The organism is Pseudomonadota bacterium (genome assembly GCA_018823285.1).
Classification (GTDB): domain Bacteria; phylum Desulfobacterota; class Desulfobulbia; order Desulfobulbales; family JAGXFP01; genus JAHJIQ01.
Window position 1 is genome coordinate 78,298 of sequence record JAHJIQ010000018.1, and the last position, 16,022, is coordinate 94,319.

Here is a 16,022-nt window from a genome sequence, read left to right on the forward strand (position 1 = left end):
TTGGGGAGGCTTCATTTCCACTTGTTGATAACATTGTTGTATAACCAAAATCAGCATTTTTAAAGGTGTTTATGAGCTGTATGCGGTTTCATTGTGTTCGCTGAGGTCAAGACCCTGAACCTCGCTCTCTTCAGAAACTCTGAGCCCCAGAGTTGCATGGATCAGTTTGCAGAGGCCCCAGCTTACCAGAAAGGCATACACCCCAACCACCAGGATACCGAAGATCTGGGTGAGGAGAAAATCGCTGTTTCCGGCCAGCAGCCCATCGGCTCCATTCGGGTTGACCGTTTTGGAGGCGAAAACCCCGAGGAGGATGGTCCCGATAACACCCCCTAAGCCATGGATTCCCACCACATCAAGACTGTCGTCAAAGCCGAGCCGGTTTTTCAGTGACACCGCCTGATAACAGCAGAAACCAGCGGCAAGGCCGATAATAATCGCGGAATTCGGGCCGACAAAACCGGCGGCAGGAGTGATCGTCGCGAGTCCGGCGATCGCCCCTGAAGCAGCTCCCAGAGTGGTTGGTTTGCCGGTTTTAATCCATTCAACCAAGACCCACATCGCCATGCCCGCCATGCCGCCGAGGTGGGTTGAGGTAAAGGCGGTTGCGGCTATTCTGTCGGCAGCAAGAGCGCTGCCGCCATTAAATCCGAACCAGCCGAACCAGAGAAGTCCGGTACCCAGCAAGGTCATCGGCAGATTATGGGGCATTAAGTTGGTGGCGCCGAACTTTCTGCGGGGACCGATGACCATCACTGCGGCGAGCGCTGCCGCGCCGCAGGTAAGGTGCACTACCAGTCCGCCGGCAAAATCAAGTACCCCTCTGGCACCAAGCCAGCCGCCCGAACCCCAAATCCAGTGGCATACCGGATTGTAAACAAACACCGCCCATGCCAGACTGAAGACCAGGAAGGGGGCAAAACGGACTCTCTCGGCAAATGCCCCGGTGATGAGTGCGGGGGTTATGATGGCAAACATACATTGGTAGATCATAAATACCATCTGAGGAATGGTTGTGGCGTAAACAGCACTGGGTTCAGTTGTCACTCCTTTCAGGGCAAACCAGGAAAGATCTCCGACTATGCCGCCAACATCAGGTCCGAAGGACATTGTGTAGCCCAGATAAACCCACTCAATGCTGATCAGTGAGATCATGATAAAGCTCTGCAGGATAGTGCCGAGCACGTTCTTGCTCCTGACCATACCTGCGTAAAACAAGGCCAGGCCAGGGGTCATCAGCAGCACCAATCCTGCTGCGGCGAGAATAAATGCGGTATCTCCGGTATTCATCATCTTACACTCCTTGTTCTGGTTCATTGATTGAATAGAAAATGAACTTTAGTAATGAGCAAGGAGTATGCCTGATTTTTGCTGAATGGCCTGTTTGTCGGAGTCTTCTCTAACTATCTGGATTGGCGTTTTTTTTCTGTCCTGTCGGCAAGACCGATAGTTACAAAAATGTAAACATTGGTCTGAAATGCTACATTTGTGTAGCATTTCAGACAAGATACAACGAGGGCTATAAGGAGTATCCAGTTTCGCTATGCTGACTCAGATCAAGACCCTGGTTTTCATCTTCTTCGGAGACCCTGAGGCCGCCGGTTAACGCCCCGACTACTTTCAGGATGATCCAGGTGACGATCATCGAATAAGCAATGGTGGCAACGGCGCCGTACAGCTGAATCCATACCTGGCCGGGATTTCCGGTAAAAAGCCCTGTGGCGCCAACCGAGGCGAAGACCCCGGTGGCAAGGGCGCCCCAGAGTCCTCCGACGCCATGTACGCCTACAACATCAAGCGCATCATCGTAGCCGATCTTGGCTTTGGCGATTACGGCAAAGTAGCAAAGAGCGCCGCCCACTAGGCCAATGGCAATTGCAGCCATGGGGCTGACAAATCCAGCGCCGGGGGTAATCGCAACCAGGCCGGCAACGGCCCCTGATGCGGCCCCAAGGGTGGTTGGTTTCCCCTGGACTTTCCATTCTGCAAGGACCCAGGAGAGTGCGGCAGCAGCGGTTGCGACCTGGGTTGTGAAAAAGGCAAGGACTGCGGTTTCTCCGGCGGAAAGTGCGGAGCCGGCATTAAATCCGAACCAGCCGAACCAGAGGATTCCGGCGCCCAGCACTGTCATCCCAAGATTGTGGGGGTGAAATGATTCCCGGCCCCATCCTTTTCTTTTGCCGAGAACCAGGGCGCAGACCAGAGCCGCTGCTCCTGAATTGATGTGGATTACGGTGCCTCCGGCAAAGTCCAGCGCTCCGTGGCTGCCGAGCCAGCCACCGCCCCAGACCCAGTGACATACGGGGAAGTAAACCAGAGTTGACCAGAGAAGGGTAAATAGAAGAAAGGCTGAAAATTTAATTCTTTCGGCAAAGGCGCCGGTGATCAAGGCTGGGGTGATGATTGCAAACATCATCTGGAACGCCACGAAAAGGAGGTCTGGTATTGAAGCTGCATATTGGCCGGGAGCAAGACCGATGCCTTTCAGGCCCAGCCATTTCAGCCCGCCGATAAATCCTCCGATGTCCGGGCCGAAAGATAGGGTGTATCCGTACAGAACCCAGATAATGGTTATCAGTCCCAGGCAGATAAAACTTTGCATAATTGTCGAAAGCACATTCTTTGACCTGACCATGCCTCCGTAAAAAAGGGCAAGTCCCGGGGTCATCAGCATGACCAGGGCTGTTGCCACCATCATGAAAGCGGTGTCACCTGTATTGATCATTTTCTTCTCCTCATCCGCATTATTGAATCTGAATAGTTTTTCTACAAAGCGCTTTCTTGTAATAGCAACTGGTGTGCCAGAAATGAAAAATCCGTGCTAACATGTTGATATAAAACAATAAATCATGGTTTTTTGGTGCGAGGCTTATTCTGCAACGATTACATAATTGTCGTTTTGTTCGAGAAGCAAATAACAAATATGTAGTATGTGAAGCCGTGAGCGTTCGAGAGCGGTACAAATGCAGATAGCGAGCCGGCGAGACCTTCGAGGCACGACGATGTTGATTATACATATGGTATATCAACGAGGTGTCAACGCAGCAGGCAAGCGACCGCAGGAAGACTCCGGATGTGCCGCTCTCGAACGCCCCACAGGGCGGCGGGTGAATATCCGCCTCCGCAACTAAGCAGAAATTTCTTGCGTAATTACAACCCCCTGAGCTGATTGATCGCGCGATGCCGTCACGGATTCAGGGAGTATTTGTAAAAGGGGTTTGTCTTGCGGGTCAGCTATCTGAAGCTGGTGAGGGAAGATTGAAAAGTTGGGCGCGGGAAGGGAGTGATTCAGATCAATTCATAATGATCAAAAACAATTGTTTCGAGATCTACTTCCGGCCACTGCTTGCGAATCCAGCTTATTAATTTCTTGTTCATTTCACCTCGTGCCAATGCGAAACGCCGCAACTCGTAAAGAGGTCTGTTGGTGTAGAACTGATATACCAGGTCTCGGGCTCTGGAAACATTGTCGGAAGGAAGCTCCTGGTCTTTGTCAAGGAGCAGAATCATCGTGATATCAAGGTTCAGGAAGATTGTCGAAGGCGGGTTTTCGCCGTTTACCGGAATAAAAAAAGAGGTCAGCGGCCATTTGCTTCGTACTTTTTCCGGGGCGGCCGGGAGTGTGGATTTTGCATCGGGAATCGTCTGTTCGGTTGGAAGGATGATTTCCGGCCCCTGATGGTTTGAAAAAAAGAAAGGAATGAGCGCCAGGAACAGGGCGATGATCGGCAGAAATGAAAAAGCCACTTTGAGGGAGAATGGCAGGGCAGATAATTTGCCGTCGATTTTTTTGAGAAAATCGGGGGCGGGGATTTTTTCGGTCTCGGGGATTTCGGTTGAGGATGCTGTCGGAGCTTCTTTTTTGCTTGCCGGGGAGGAAGCGGTATCTTCTCCTCCACCTACGGCAAGGACTTCGTCCCAGGATTCATCAAGGTCATCTGCCTGAAGTTGCTTCTCGATATCTTCGCTGAAAAGATCTTCTTCAGCCTGGAAGGCGGATTCCCAGTCATCCCCCCAGTCCTGCTCGGAATCGATGTCAATTTCGCCAGTTGCCTGGTCGTGCTCTTTTGCGCTCATCGGCCAGAGGTGATTGTTTAACCGAAGATCTTGTCGATCTTCTCGCTCAGGGTTTCAGCTGTGAAGGGTTTCACGATATACTGGCTGACCTTGGCTTTAACTGCCAGGATGATATTGTCCTGTTGTGCCTCAGCGGTCACCATAATGAATGGCAGGTTGGCCAGGTCGGGGTCGGCTCTGACCGATTTGAGCAGGTCAAGGCCTGTCATCTTGGGCATGTTCCAGTCGGAAATGATCATGTCGATTTTTTCCTGTTTCAGTACCTGCAGGGCGGTGGTCCCATCGTCAGCTTCAACAATATTCTTAAAGCCCAGCTGAGTCAGAATGTTCTTTACAATACGCCTCATGGTTGCGAAATCATCCACCACGAGAACTTTCATATTGGTATCGGGCATCCTTTCCTCCTGTAGAAAGATGTGTTTTCAGGCTGTGATGAAGTTGTATTCTGTAAAAGCATTAATATAATGAGCTTCGACGGCTGAAAAGTAAAGATTTTTTCCCCGAGGAGAACTTTGGTTTTACCAACAGCTATACGTCTTCCAGAGCTTTTTTCAGTTTTGTCCTGAGGCGCAACATTGATTTGCTGTGCATCTGGGAAATACGAGACTCGGTGTAGTCCATGACGTCACCGATTTCTTTCATGGTGAGCTCCTCGTAATAGTACAGGGTGACCACCAGCCGTTCCTTTTCAGGCAGTTCAGTGATCGCCTGGGCGAGGATGGTCCGTATCTCCGATAGACTTATGGCGGCAAAAGGATCATCGTCACTCTTGGTCAGGGATTCTATCATGCTTTCACTGACGTCATGCGGTGTTACTTTTTGCCTCAAGAGTTCGATATCAATAAAGGAAATGCTCTTGGTTTCGTTGAGGAGTTTGTGGAACTCATCCAGTTCCAGGTCTAGCGATTCAGCGACCTCTTCGTCAGTGGCAGGTCTGCCGAGCTTTTTTTCCAGGGTGCCGTAAGCTTTTTCAAGATCGGTCACTTTTCTGCGTACGGATCTCGGCATCCAGTCGAGTGAGCGCAGTTCATCAAGCATGGCCCCCTTAATCCTGAATTCGGCGTAAGTTTTGAACTGGACATTTTTTGAAAGATCGAATTTGTCGATGGCATCGATCAGGCCGATTATGCCGCAACTGATCAGGTCATCGGTTGAAACATGGGCCGGAAGCCGTGATGCAAGGCGGATGGCGATATATTTGATCAGCGGAGTACAGGTAATGATAAGCTCGTTGCGTTTGCCATGGTCAAGTTTGCCCGCCGTGTCAAAATACAATTTTGTATAATCTTTCAGTTTTGGTGAAGGATTTCTGTTCATCTGTAATTGAGAATACATTCCGGCAAGAGGCTAAATTGGTTCATAATAGAGCGCATGTTGAATAGTATTACAGATCAACAATGCCTTTCCAGAAAAATTTTATATTCCCGTCGGGTGTTTGCTCCGGGGTTTCACCGGAAATTTCTTCCGCGAGCCTGGCGAATGATTGGCTGGAAGAGGATTCCGGGTAGAGAGCAGAGACCAGGCGTTGCTTGCGGACAGCTTTCGGCAGGCTTGCATCAGTTGGAATGAATCCCAGGAAGTCCAGAGAGATGGTGTCGAGAAAACGGTCGGCGACATCGGAAAGTTTGCGGAACACGTTTGTCGCTTCCTTGTCCGAGCCAGCCTGATTGACCAGCACTCTGAATTTTTTGACGTCATGTCGGCTGGCAAGAACCTTGATCAGGGCATACGCATCTGTCAGGGAAGTTGGTTCGGGGGTGAGGACGATGATTCTTTCCTGGGCGGTCAGGTTAAAGTAGACGACGTTGTCATTTATTCCGGCAGCGGTATCGATCAGCAGAAAATCCAGATCGTTTGCCACGGTTTCCATTTCCGACAGGAAATAAAGTTTCTGTTTCTCGGTGATGTGAGCGAGCTCCATTATTCCCGAACTGGCCGGGAGAATCGAGAATCCGCCTGGACCTTCGACAATGACCTCCCGCAGGCTTTTTTCCCCCTTCAGGACATGGTTGATATTGTAGCGGGGGGTAAGGCCGAGAAGCACGTCGATATTGGCCAGGTTCAGATCTGCATCGAGAATCAGAACATTTTTCCCTTTGGCGGCGAGGCTATAAGCAAGATTGGTGGCGATATTGGATTTGCCGACCCCGCCTTTCCCGCTGGTGATACAGATGACCCGAGGTGATCGGATTCCTTTCGGGTGGATGCCCATGTTTACCCCGTTGCGTTTTGTCATGATCTTTTCCAGTGTATCAGCCTGCGTCATTTGTTGCCCTCATTTAAAGATTATAGCGTAAAGCGAAGAAAAATTGCCACGACATCAGGGAGATGTTTGTATTATCTCTCAAGCGGTGCCGGACTGGACACGACAATCCGATCAGTTTTCCTTCCATGTTTTCAATCCTGAAAATACAGCGCTCTTCTCGGCCGCGCTCCACCCTTTGGTAAAGAGGGCCGAGAGGTAGCCGAGATCGGCAGGGAGGTAGTCTTCAGGAACCCGCTGGCCGGTGCACAACCCGGAAATGGGCATTCCGGTCTCGGCCAGATGCTGGCAGAGGGTTGCGTAGGCTCTGGTTTCATCGAGTTTGGTGATGATCTGTCCGGCGGGCGACATCGGCTGATATGCCTTTGCCAGATGTCTGAGATCCTCTTTCTTGGCGGTGGCGTTTACAACCAGATATGGTTTGATGGAGGTTCTCGGTGAAAAAAGTTCGGTCATCTCCGCGAGGTGTTTGTGATCGTAAGGGCTTCTGCCGGCGGTATCGATGATGACCAGATCCTGGCTGGAATGTTTGGCAAGGGCACGGTCAAGATCCTCTTCCCGAAGCACTATTTCACAGGGAATGCGCATGATTCTTGCGTAGGTCCGCAGTTGTTCGGTGGCGCCGATCCGGTAGCAGTCAAGGGAGAGAAGCGTCACCTTGAGCCCCTGCCGGATACTGAACCATGCTGCGAGTTTGGCGGCAGTTGTGGTCTTTCCGGAACCGGTGCTGCCGACCATTGCCATCACCTTCGGCACCTGGCTCCTGGAGCAGGTTAATGGCGTGATCTTCAGCCGTTCGATAAGATTCTGCCTCCAGATGTCGATGTCAGCGCGGGTGGGTCTGCTTCTTCTATTGATTTCCGGTCCGGGGAGGGGGCCTCTTTTCTGTAAGGTGCTGTTTTTGTTATATAATTCGTTGAATCTGGCCTGCAGGACCCGTGCTTCGGAAGAAGCCGGCCTTTTTGTCGTGAATTTTCCGGGCGGGAAAACGGCAGAAGGAGTTCCCGAGGGGAGAAAGGCGGCGGTTTTGTTACTTTGATACCCTGAGAGTTCTTCGAGGTCATAATCCATGGCGGCCACGACCTCCATATGTCCTCTGCCGCGACCTGATATTCCATGAACAGTCCGTGTTGAAAGGATCACGGCGTCTTCACCCATCTCTTTTTTGACCATCTCCAGAGCGGTTCTGGTGTCGGCTGCTTCAAATCTTTTTATCTGCATATCTGTTGCCCGTCACTTGTCGTTAGTTCTTTCTCGGATTGATCTCGATTGTGCCAAGGGACTCAATTTTTGATTGGGTCGTCAGTTCGTTGTGGGAGATAATAATGATCTGGGGCATAAAGCGTTCCAGGAAGCGCCGTAAATGGCGTCTGATCGGCGCAGAACAGAGAATCAGCGGATGGTATCCGCCCTCGGCTATTTTGTCGACCGAAGCCTGAATGGACTCCAGGAGCCGCTGGGCAAGGTTCGGTTCCAGGGCAAGATAGGAACCCTGTTCCGATTTCTGAATAGATTCGCGGATCAGATCTTCGGTCTTGGTTGCGAGGGTGAGAACCGAGAGCGTGCCTTCTTCATTGGTGAATCCCCCGACAATTGAGCGGGATAGTTTCTGCCTGACAAACTCTGTGAGAACATCCGGGTCCTTGGTCATCAGCGCATGGTCTGCGAGCGTTTCACAGATGGTCAGCAGGTCGCGGATAGAAACCCTTTCGCGAAGGAGGTTCTGCAACACCTTTTGAATACCGCCCAGACCCATAATTCCCGGAACAAGCTCTTCAACCACCTTCGGATGGGTCTTCGCCAGATTGTCGAGAAGCTTCTGGGTGTCTTGCCGGCCTAAGAGTTCATCGCCATGACTGCGAAGGATTTCAGTCAGATGGGTGGCGATGACCGTTGAAGGATCGACCACGGTGTAGCCCGCCATCTGTGCCTCATCCCGTTTCTCAACAGTGATCCAGGTTGCCGGCAGTTTGAATGCCGGTTCGTGGGTCGGAATGCCTTCCAGTTCACGCTTGGCCGCGCCGGAGTCCATGGCCAGAAGATGGTCCACCATGACCTCGCCCCGGGCGATTTCAACGCCTTTCAGGAGAAGGGTGTATTCATCGGGGCGCAATTGCAGATTGTCCCGCACATGCATTGGCGGAATAATTAGTCCCATATCGATCGCGAACTGGCGTCTGATGGCCCGGATCCTTTCCAGCAGGTCGCCTTTCTGGCTGTCATCGACCAGCGGGATGAGGCCGTAACCCACTTCAAGCTCAAGGATGTCCAGGGGGAGAAGCGCTTCCACTGTTTCCGGTGAGCCCGGGGAAACTTTGGCCGCCATTTTCTGTTTCTCGACTTCTTCTGCTGCGCTTTCCTGCTCTCTGGCCCCTTTCTGCAAGGCCATGATGGAGAGGCCACCCAGAAGAGACCCGAGGACCAGAAAGGGAATATGGGGCAGGCCGGGAATGAGGCCGAAGAGAATAATGATTCCGGCAGCTACCGACATGGCATGGGGCTGACTGGAAAACTGATTGAAGAACTCCTTGCCCATGCTCACATCTGAAGCGGCGCGACTGACGATGATGCCGGCTGAGGTGGAGATGATCAGCGCCGGAATCTGGGAGACCAGACCGTCGCCGATGGTAAGCAGGGTGTAAGTTTCAACTGCCTGCCCGAGGGCCATGCCCTGCAGGAAAGCGCCGATGAAAAAACCGCCGATGATGTTGATGACCATGATGACGATACTGGCGATCGCCTCGCCGCGGACAAATTTGCTGGCACCGTCCATTGATCCGTAGAATTCCGACTGACGGGAGATGTCTTCCCTGCGTTTTTTGGCATCATCCTCATTGATCAGTCCGGCGTTCAGGTCGGCGTCGATCGCCATCTGCTTGCCCGGCATGGCATCAAGGGTGAACCGGGCGGCAACTTCGGCGATCCGGCCGGAACCTTTGGTGATAACGATGAAATTGATCAAAACCATGATCAGGAAGATGATCAGACCGACCGCGTAACTGCCGCCCACCACAAAATTTCCGAAAGACTGGATTACCTGGCCCACGGCTCCGAGACCTTCGTGACCGTGGAGAAGGATGAGCCGGGTGGAGGCGATGTTCAGCGACAACCTGAAGAGGGTTGTGATCAGCAGCAAGGACGGAAAGGAGGAGAAATCAAGCGGGTGCGCGTTATACATCGACATCAGCAGAATCAGCAATCCTACGGTGATGTTCATCGACAGGAGCAGGTCGAGCATAAAGGGGGGCAGGGGGATAATCATGACCATCAGGATGGCCACTACCCCGACCGCCACCACCAGACTCGATTTTTCAATCTGCATGAGGCTGCCCTGGACTAAAGTTTCTGTTTTTTCCGCCATGGTTACACCGTTTTTGTCCTGTATGACTGGCTTAGTTCAATAGCTTCCGGAGCCGGTGGCTGTCTGACCGGTTTTTTTTCCCCCGGCTCAGGCCGATTTTCGCTTCAGGCCGTATACATAAGCGAGAACTTCCGCAACCGCCTGGAAAAGATTCTCGGGTATCGGGCTGTCGAGCTTTACATTTTTGTAAAGGGCTCTGGCGAGGGGCTTGTCTTCCATAATCGGGATGTGATGCTCGAGGGCGACTTCCTTAATCCTTTCGGCAATGATTCCCGCGCCTTTCGCGATCACGATCGGGGCGTTCATTGCTTCAGCGTTGTAACGTAAAGCAATGGCCAGATGGGTCGGGTTGGTGATAATCACATCCGCCTTCGGCACTTCCTCCATCATTCTTCGCCGTGCCATCTCCATCTGGATGGAGCGGATTCTGCCCTTCACGTGAGGGTCGCCTTCGGTCTGTTTGGCTTCATCCTTGATCTCCTGCTTGGTCATCTTCATCTTTTCCATGAATTGCCAGCGCTGGAATGCATAATCGGCAGCGGCAAGGGCCGCGATCACCAGGGCGCATTTCAGGAAGATCCAGAAAGCGATCCTGGCCATGAAAGCAAGTATCTGATATGGACCCTCGTCCATCAGGGGCAAGATGCCGGGCAGGGCCTTCATGACTTCGTAATAGGCCACATAACCGATCAGCAGGACTTTCAGGACCGACTTGATGGTCTGGGCCAAAGTCTGCTTGGAAAATAGATTGCTGAAACCCTGGATCGGGTTGACCTTGGAAAATTTCGGGGTGATCCTGTCGGGAGCGAACAGGAGACCGAACTGGGCAAAATTGGCGATGATTGCTGTGATGAAGATCGCCATCATCAGGGGTGCCAGGATAAAAGCGGAGCCGGTAAGACTGTCCAGTGTCATCTGCTGCATATTGACCGCGACGATTTCAATTTGCGCCAGGTTGCCGAGATAATGGGTCAGCAGGAGCATCATTCTCTGCAGCATGTAATCCCCGGTGAGATACAGGGTGAACAGTGCAGCAAGCAAAACCGCCGCAGAAGGCACTTCAGCGCTTTTTGCCACATCTCCCTTTTTACGGGCATCGGCGATGCGCCGGGGGGTGGCCTGTTCGGTTTTTTCCTGGCCCGATGATTCTTCAGCCATGTCCTGTTATCCTCCGAGTCCGGCGGCGAGTCTGGGCAGCAGTCGGCCGAGCATGTCGAAATTGCTGATCATGAGCGGCGCCAGATAGGAAAGGGAGAGCCCGACGAAAATAAGACCGATGGCGATATTCACCGGCAGGCCGACAATAAGAATCGGGATCTGGGGAACGGTTTTGGCGATGATCCCCATTGCCACATGGGAAAAAAACAGGGCGGCTCCCGCCGGTGCCATAATTTTTACCGCCAGGACAAACATGTTTGCCGCCCCTTTCAGGATGCCGAGATAGGTTGCCTGGGTGATCTCCATGCCGCCCGGTTGTATCCAGTCAAAGCTGTCGGCCAGGGTCCGGAAAAAAAGATGATGTCCGTCAAGGCTTAGAAAGATAAGGATTGCCACCAGATTCCAGAAAAAACCCACAAGGGAGATTTGGACACCGAACTGCGGGTCCATCGTACCCGCCATCCCCATGCCCATCTGGATTCCGACCATCTGGCCGGCAGTTTCCACGGCGGCAAAAACAAATCGGACAAAGAGCGCCAGGGTCATCCCGATGCAGAACTCCCGGCCGACAAAGATGATAAAGTCGATGGCGCTTTCGGGCAGAATTCCCGGGTCGATCCTGATAACCGGAACCAGAACCAGGGCGGTCATGAGGGAGATCAGGATCTTCACCTGCCCGGGAACACCCCTTGAGCCCGTGACCGGCATCAGGAAGATCAGGGGGCCGACCCGGATCAGGATGACCAGCAGCAGGAGAACCTGGGTCAGTGTCCAGTTTAATACTCCACTATCGATCATGATTGTCTGCCGTCCTCGCCCACCGGATCACCTGATGATCATCGGCAGGCTGTTGATGAGGTTTTCCGTGTAGTCGATCATGGTTGTCATCATCCATGAAGAGAAGAAGAGCAGGGTCATCATGATCGCTACGATTTTCGGGACAAAGGTCAGGGTCATCTCCTGGATCTGGGTGGTTGCCTGGAAAAGGGCGATGATAATCCCCACCACCATCCCCACGATCAGGAGCGGGGCGCTGATCATCAGGCAGATTTTGACGGCATCCTGGGACAGTGAAACAACCTCGATTGGAGTCATCTGTTACACCCCGAAACTTTTAACAAGTGAGCCAACCAGCAGATACCAGCCGTCAACCAGAACGAACAGCAGCAGCTTGAATGGCAGTGAGACCATGATCGGCGGCAGCATCATCATGCCCATGGACAAGAGGACGCTTGCCACCACCATGTCAATGATCAGAAACGGCAGAAAGATCACAAAGCCGATCTGGAAAGCGGTTTTCAGTTCGCTGATCATGAAAGCGGGGATCAGGACCGAGGTGGGCACTTCATCCTGGTTTTTTGGTTTGCCGATTTCAGCCATACTGAGAAAAAGGGAGAGATCCTTTTCCCTGGTCTGGGAAAACATGAATGCCCGCATCGGTTTGACGCTCAGCTCAAAGGCGCGCTCGGCGCTGATTTCTTCCGCCAGATAGGGTTTGATCGCGGTATTGTTCATCTTGGTGAAGACTGGGGTCATGATGAACAAGGTGAGAAAGAGCGATAATCCGATCAGGACCTGATTGGGCGGCATCTGCTGGGTCCCCATGGCATGCCGGAGAAAGGAGAACGCTACCACCAGGCGGGTGAAGCAGGTGGTCATCAGCAGAATGGCCGGGGCGATCGACAGCACCGTGAACAGCAGCAGGATCTCGATCAGGACTGAAACCTGGCGCGGATCCTTCGCCTCTTCAATACCAAGCTGAAGACTCGGCAAAGGGATGGCCAGGCAATGATCGGGGACCAGAAGAGCGATACCGCCGATCAACCCGCAAATCACCCATTGCTGAAGGGTGGTTCCGGCGGATATTTCGATTGACACTTTCATGGCTGTTTCAGTTATTGGTGGCGGTTTTTGAGATTCTTTAAAGAGCCGGCGGCCCGGTCCAGAATATCTGGAAAAGAAAACCCGCCGGCAGGGACGTTCTTTTCTGAAATGGATGAGATGATTTCCGCACCGTTTTCAAGATGGCCGAGCAGGTTGATCTGCTGATCGGTAATGCCGACGGCGATGAGTTCATCGGCAATCTTCAGCACGGCCACATATTTTTTCGGGGCAACCATCCTGGTGTCCAGAATGGAGATCAATGAACCACTGCCGAGATCGGACCTGCCCACCCCGAATTTCCTGAAGAGCATCATGGTCAGCATCATCAGGCCGATCACCAGAGCAAGGGCTCCGGCAACCTTGACAATGGCCAGGAGCAGGCTTGCGGTGCTGCCTGGGGAAACCGCTGCCGGAATCCCGGGTTCCGTGGTCAGGGCGAAGGCCTCAGTCAGGAAGAGTGCGGTGAAAATTCCTGCCGGAACAGCCGTCGAAAGTATCCTGTTAATGCCGGTCATTTGCGGCTCTTCAGCTCATGCTCTTTATTCTGTCGGCCTGGCTGATAATTTCGGTGATCCTGATGCCGAAACGATCATTGACCACAATGACCTCACCTTTGCCGAGAAGCTTGTCATTTACCAGGATGTCCACCGGCTCACCGGCCGCCTTGTCAAGCTCGACCACGGAGCCCTGGGTCAGCTGGAGCAGTTTGTTGATGATCATCTTTGCCCGGCCAAGTTCCACCGAGACCTTCAGGGGAATGTCGAGGAGGAAGTCCAGGTTCTGGCTTCCGGCTTTGTCGGTACGGCCTTCGGCTAGCTCTTCAAATCCAGCGGTCTGAGCTTGTTTGCCGCCTGCCTGGTCTTCAAGAGAGGCGGCCCAGTCATCGCCGCCGCTCCCGGATCCGGGATTGCTCCCCTGAGGGGGTTTAGTTGTATTTTCATCTGCCATGGCCATTACTCCTCGCTAGATCGTTTCTTTTTCAGGATCCAGAACTTTGCGTTTAATCAGGTACGAGATGTTGCCCCGGTGAATGCCGGGGGTCCCCATGTACTTCAGCCGCCCGGCAATGAATCCGGGCAGCAGTGAGTCCTTTCTCTGGTCAAGCTGCAGGATGTCTCCTGTCTCCAATTGCAAAATATCGGAGGCGGGCAATGATACCGTCCCCAGTCTTACATTGAAGGGCGCTTCAATGTTTTTGACGTTGTCCGTCAATTTTCGGGTGATCAGCATGTCCTCCTCACTCTGTTCCTTCTGGAAAGAGGTGGTCAGCTTGGATTTCACCGATTCAAGGTTTGATAAAGGGATGCAGGTAGTGATGCTGCCGATGGCCCGGTCCATATCAACCTCAAAACGGTTGATGATGACCACATCTTCGGGCTGGCAGATCTTGGCAAACTGCGGGTTGATCTCGCTTCTCAGGTACTGGATCTTGATCGGGTGCACTGAACTCCAGGCTTTTTCAAGATCGGAAAGAAGCAGGTTCACGACCCTCTGGATCAGCCGTTGCTCGATTGCAGTGAAGTCACGCCCTTCGATCCGGACGTTTCTGGAGCCGCTCCCGCCCAGAAAATTCTCGACAAAGGCGAAGACCAGTTTCGGCTCAAGAACCATCAGGGCATGGCCTCTGAAGGGCTCCATTTTGAAGATCTGCAGACTGCTCGGTACCGGAAGGGTGCGGACAAAGGCGCCGAACCGGTCAAGCTCCATAGGGACTGCGGTAACATCGATGATCCGGCGCAGACTGGATGCCAGTGAACCGCGCGTCGCTCTCAGAAACGAGTCATGGATTACCTCCATGCCGGGCATCTTTACCTGGACGATTTTTTCCTGCCGGGTGAAATCGTAGGGAGTGAACCCGAACTCCTCCGAATCTATCGGTTCTTCAGGCTCTTCTATATCTCCGCCGGATATGCCTTTCAATAAGGCATCTACTTCGTCCTGGCTTAAGATCTGTTCCATAATGTCTGGTCCGTAGGGTTAAAAAGTTACCGGCGGTTATTGAACAACAAACTCGGTGAAGTAGATGTTTTTCACTTTTTCCGGGCGCATGATTCTGTTGAACCGGTCGAGGAGTTCGTCCCTGATCCGGATCTTGCCTTCAGGGGTCATTACATCCTCAAAGGTCAAACTGGTCAGGAGCATGATAACCATATCCCTTAATTTTGGTTCCGCTTTTGTGGCAAGCTCTACCGCAAGTTCGTTTTCAAGTTCCAGTTCAACCTGGAGTTTCAGATAACGTTTCCCTTTGGGGTCGGCAAGGTTCACCGTGAAGGCGCTCAGCTTGTAGATCGCGCCGATCACTTCAGGCTGGACCGATTCTATCTGGTTCTCAGGTACTGGCGCCGGTTTCTGGGCAAGGAATTTCGTATAGGCAAAAAAGCCGCCACCGCCCAGCATCAAAATCCCGACACCGATCAGGATGAACAACATTGCCTTGGATTTTTTCCTGGGTGTCGCTTCTGCTTCAGCCCCCTGGGCTTCCTTTTCGTCAGCCATGTCAAGATCTCCTGTCGGAATAGATGTTTGTATAAAGCTGGGTGAGCAGCTTGCCTGCTCGCACGAAACTTATCCCCGAAGGGTGAAAAAAGATCCGTGTCTTTACCTAAGCAAACATTATGCCACAGAATTTTATCAGAAGTAAAACAGGATAAATGAGCGGTGGGACAGACGCCGGCTGTTTTCGGAACGTAAAGGCCGGTCCTGGGGGGTTAGTGTCTGCGCGCAGCTAACTCGCTGGTAAAGCACTTGAATTATTAGTGATTTTTATAACTAGGGGTGGGGCAGGTTGAGGTGAAAGCCCAGGAATTTCCGGGGAGCGAATTTTACAGTGCCGCCGCGAATTATCAAGATTGCCCTGTACGGGAGACGTATAATTGACGTAATCAGAGAGGGGTGTCAAAAATCCCCCATGAAAATTGCCGGTGATTCTCTATTGCTCACGGCCGATAAATTTCCCGGCGTGGCTTCGGGTTGCCCTCATGTTTAATATTTTGTTCTTAATATACAGATGGCTGGCACCGGGCTGCATTGTTTCCTTTCTGCACGGTAAAGCATATGGCGAAGGAATTCAGAGGCAGGGGGTCGAACCAGTGAGAAAGCAGTTCAGTACTGCAAGCATAATGGAATCCATCGGGTTATATTGAAGGCAAGTGACTTGGGGAAGCCGGTTTATGAAAAAAAGGGTTTTTTCCCAACTCCTGGCCCGATGATGTTGTTCCTGCAGTAGAGGACAACGCAGTTTTCGCTGCCTGTTCTACAGGCAAGTTTCAGACAAACCGT

At 52.3% G+C, this 16,022-nt stretch carries 16 protein-coding genes; all 16 read right to left on the bottom strand.

The window, feature by feature from the left end; genetic code table 11:
• Positions 1–69 precede the first annotated feature (69 nt).
• Positions 70–1,290: an ammonium transporter gene (locus KKG35_05830; protein MBU1737640.1), complete on the bottom strand. Its 1,221-nt coding sequence runs from the start codon at positions 1,288–1,290 to the stop codon at positions 70–72.
• A gap of 229 nt (positions 1,291–1,519) precedes the next feature.
• Positions 1,520–2,725: an ammonium transporter gene (locus tag KKG35_05835; protein ID MBU1737641.1), complete on the bottom strand. Its 1,206-nt coding sequence runs from the start codon at positions 2,723–2,725 to the stop codon at positions 1,520–1,522.
• Between the two features lie 563 nt (positions 2,726–3,288).
• Positions 3,289–4,077 (bottom strand): hypothetical protein, encoded by a 789-nt coding sequence (locus KKG35_05840; GenBank protein MBU1737642.1) that lies wholly within the window; start codon positions 4,075–4,077, stop codon positions 3,289–3,291.
• Between the two features lie 17 nt (positions 4,078–4,094).
• Positions 4,095–4,472: a response regulator gene (locus KKG35_05845; protein ID MBU1737643.1), complete on the bottom strand. Its 378-nt coding sequence runs from the start codon at positions 4,470–4,472 to the stop codon at positions 4,095–4,097.
• 133 nt (positions 4,473–4,605) lie between these two features.
• Positions 4,606–5,394 carry a FliA/WhiG family RNA polymerase sigma factor gene (locus KKG35_05850; protein MBU1737644.1) on the bottom strand — a complete coding sequence of 263 codons (789 nt, stop codon included), beginning with the start codon at positions 5,392–5,394 and terminating at the stop codon, positions 4,606–4,608.
• A 67-nt stretch (positions 5,395–5,461) separates the two neighbouring features.
• Positions 5,462–6,343: a MinD/ParA family protein gene (locus KKG35_05855; GenBank protein ID MBU1737645.1), complete on the bottom strand. Its 882-nt coding sequence runs from the start codon at positions 6,341–6,343 to the stop codon at positions 5,462–5,464.
• Between the two features lie 111 nt (positions 6,344–6,454).
• Entirely contained in the window at positions 6,455–7,561 is a 1,107-nt protein-coding gene (locus KKG35_05860) for a flagellar biosynthesis protein FlhF (protein ID MBU1737646.1), read from the bottom strand.
• A gap of 22 nt (positions 7,562–7,583) precedes the next feature.
• Positions 7,584–9,701 carry a flagellar biosynthesis protein FlhA gene (gene flhA / locus KKG35_05865; GenBank protein ID MBU1737647.1) on the bottom strand — a complete coding sequence of 706 codons (2,118 nt, stop codon included), beginning with the start codon at positions 9,699–9,701 and terminating at the stop codon, positions 7,584–7,586.
• Positions 9,702–9,788: 87 nt separating this feature from the next.
• Positions 9,789–10,859, bottom strand: coding sequence for a flagellar biosynthesis protein FlhB (gene flhB, locus KKG35_05870; protein MBU1737648.1), 1,071 nt, complete (start codon positions 10,857–10,859; stop codon positions 9,789–9,791).
• 6 nt (positions 10,860–10,865) lie between these two features.
• Positions 10,866–11,657 (bottom strand): flagellar biosynthetic protein FliR, encoded by a 792-nt coding sequence (fliR, locus tag KKG35_05875; GenBank protein MBU1737649.1) that lies wholly within the window; start codon positions 11,655–11,657, stop codon positions 10,866–10,868.
• Between the two features lie 27 nt (positions 11,658–11,684).
• Positions 11,685–11,954, bottom strand: coding sequence for a flagellar biosynthesis protein FliQ (fliQ, locus tag KKG35_05880; protein MBU1737650.1), 270 nt, complete (start codon positions 11,952–11,954; stop codon positions 11,685–11,687).
• A 3-nt stretch (positions 11,955–11,957) separates the two neighbouring features.
• Positions 11,958–12,743, bottom strand: coding sequence for a flagellar type III secretion system pore protein FliP (gene fliP, locus KKG35_05885; protein ID MBU1737651.1), 786 nt, complete (start codon positions 12,741–12,743; stop codon positions 11,958–11,960).
• Between the two features lie 11 nt (positions 12,744–12,754).
• Positions 12,755–13,258 carry a flagellar biosynthetic protein FliO gene (locus KKG35_05890; GenBank protein MBU1737652.1) on the bottom strand — a complete coding sequence of 168 codons (504 nt, stop codon included), beginning with the start codon at positions 13,256–13,258 and terminating at the stop codon, positions 12,755–12,757.
• Positions 13,259–13,268: 10 nt separating this feature from the next.
• Positions 13,269–13,691 carry a flagellar motor switch protein FliN gene (fliN, locus tag KKG35_05895; protein ID MBU1737653.1) on the bottom strand — a complete coding sequence of 141 codons (423 nt, stop codon included), beginning with the start codon at positions 13,689–13,691 and terminating at the stop codon, positions 13,269–13,271.
• A 15-nt stretch (positions 13,692–13,706) separates the two neighbouring features.
• Complete coding sequence (fliM, locus tag KKG35_05900; GenBank protein ID MBU1737654.1) at positions 13,707–14,705, bottom strand: flagellar motor switch protein FliM; 999 nt, start codon at positions 14,703–14,705, stop codon at positions 13,707–13,709.
• A 33-nt stretch (positions 14,706–14,738) separates the two neighbouring features.
• A complete protein-coding gene (locus KKG35_05905; protein MBU1737655.1) occupies positions 14,739–15,239 on the bottom strand; it encodes a flagellar basal body-associated FliL family protein in 501 nt (166 codons plus the stop codon).
• Positions 15,240–16,022 lie beyond the last annotated feature (783 nt).

Excerpts from the sequence above, each read along its gene's own strand:
- KKG35_05835 (MBU1737641.1), bottom strand. The coding sequence starts at position 2,725 with ATGATCAATACAGGTGACACCGCTTTCATGATGGTGGCAACAGCCCTG.
- flhA (MBU1737647.1), bottom strand. The coding sequence starts at position 9,701 with ATGGCGGAAAAAACAGAAACTTTAGTCCAGGGCAGCCTCATGCAGATT.
- flhB (MBU1737648.1), bottom strand. The coding sequence starts at position 10,859 with ATGGCTGAAGAATCATCGGGCCAGGAAAAAACCGAACAGGCCACCCCC.
- fliQ (MBU1737650.1), bottom strand. The coding sequence starts at position 11,954 with ATGACTCCAATCGAGGTTGTTTCACTGTCCCAGGATGCCGTCAAAATC.
- KKG35_05890 (MBU1737652.1), bottom strand. The coding sequence starts at position 13,258 with ATGACCGGCATTAACAGGATACTTTCGACGGCTGTTCCGGCAGGAATT.
- KKG35_05905 (MBU1737655.1), bottom strand. The coding sequence starts at position 15,239 with ATGGCTGACGAAAAGGAAGCCCAGGGGGCTGAAGCAGAAGCGACACCC.
- fliP (MBU1737651.1), bottom strand. The coding sequence starts at position 12,743 with ATGAAAGTGTCAATCGAAATATCCGCCGGAACCACCCTTCAGCAATGG.
- fliR (MBU1737649.1), bottom strand. The coding sequence starts at position 11,657 with ATGATCGATAGTGGAGTATTAAACTGGACACTGACCCAGGTTCTCCTG.
- KKG35_05830 (MBU1737640.1), bottom strand. The coding sequence starts at position 1,290 with ATGAATACCGGAGATACCGCATTTATTCTCGCCGCAGCAGGATTGGTG.
- KKG35_05860 (MBU1737646.1), bottom strand. The coding sequence starts at position 7,561 with ATGCAGATAAAAAGATTTGAAGCAGCCGACACCAGAACCGCTCTGGAG.
- KKG35_05845 (MBU1737643.1), bottom strand. The coding sequence starts at position 4,472 with ATGCCCGATACCAATATGAAAGTTCTCGTGGTGGATGATTTCGCAACC.
- KKG35_05850 (MBU1737644.1), bottom strand. The coding sequence starts at position 5,394 with ATGAACAGAAATCCTTCACCAAAACTGAAAGATTATACAAAATTGTAT.
- fliN (MBU1737653.1), bottom strand. The coding sequence starts at position 13,691 with ATGGCAGATGAAAATACAACTAAACCCCCTCAGGGGAGCAATCCCGGA.
- KKG35_05840 (MBU1737642.1), bottom strand. The coding sequence starts at position 4,077 with ATGAGCGCAAAAGAGCACGACCAGGCAACTGGCGAAATTGACATCGAT.
- KKG35_05855 (MBU1737645.1), bottom strand. The coding sequence starts at position 6,343 with ATGACGCAGGCTGATACACTGGAAAAGATCATGACAAAACGCAACGGG.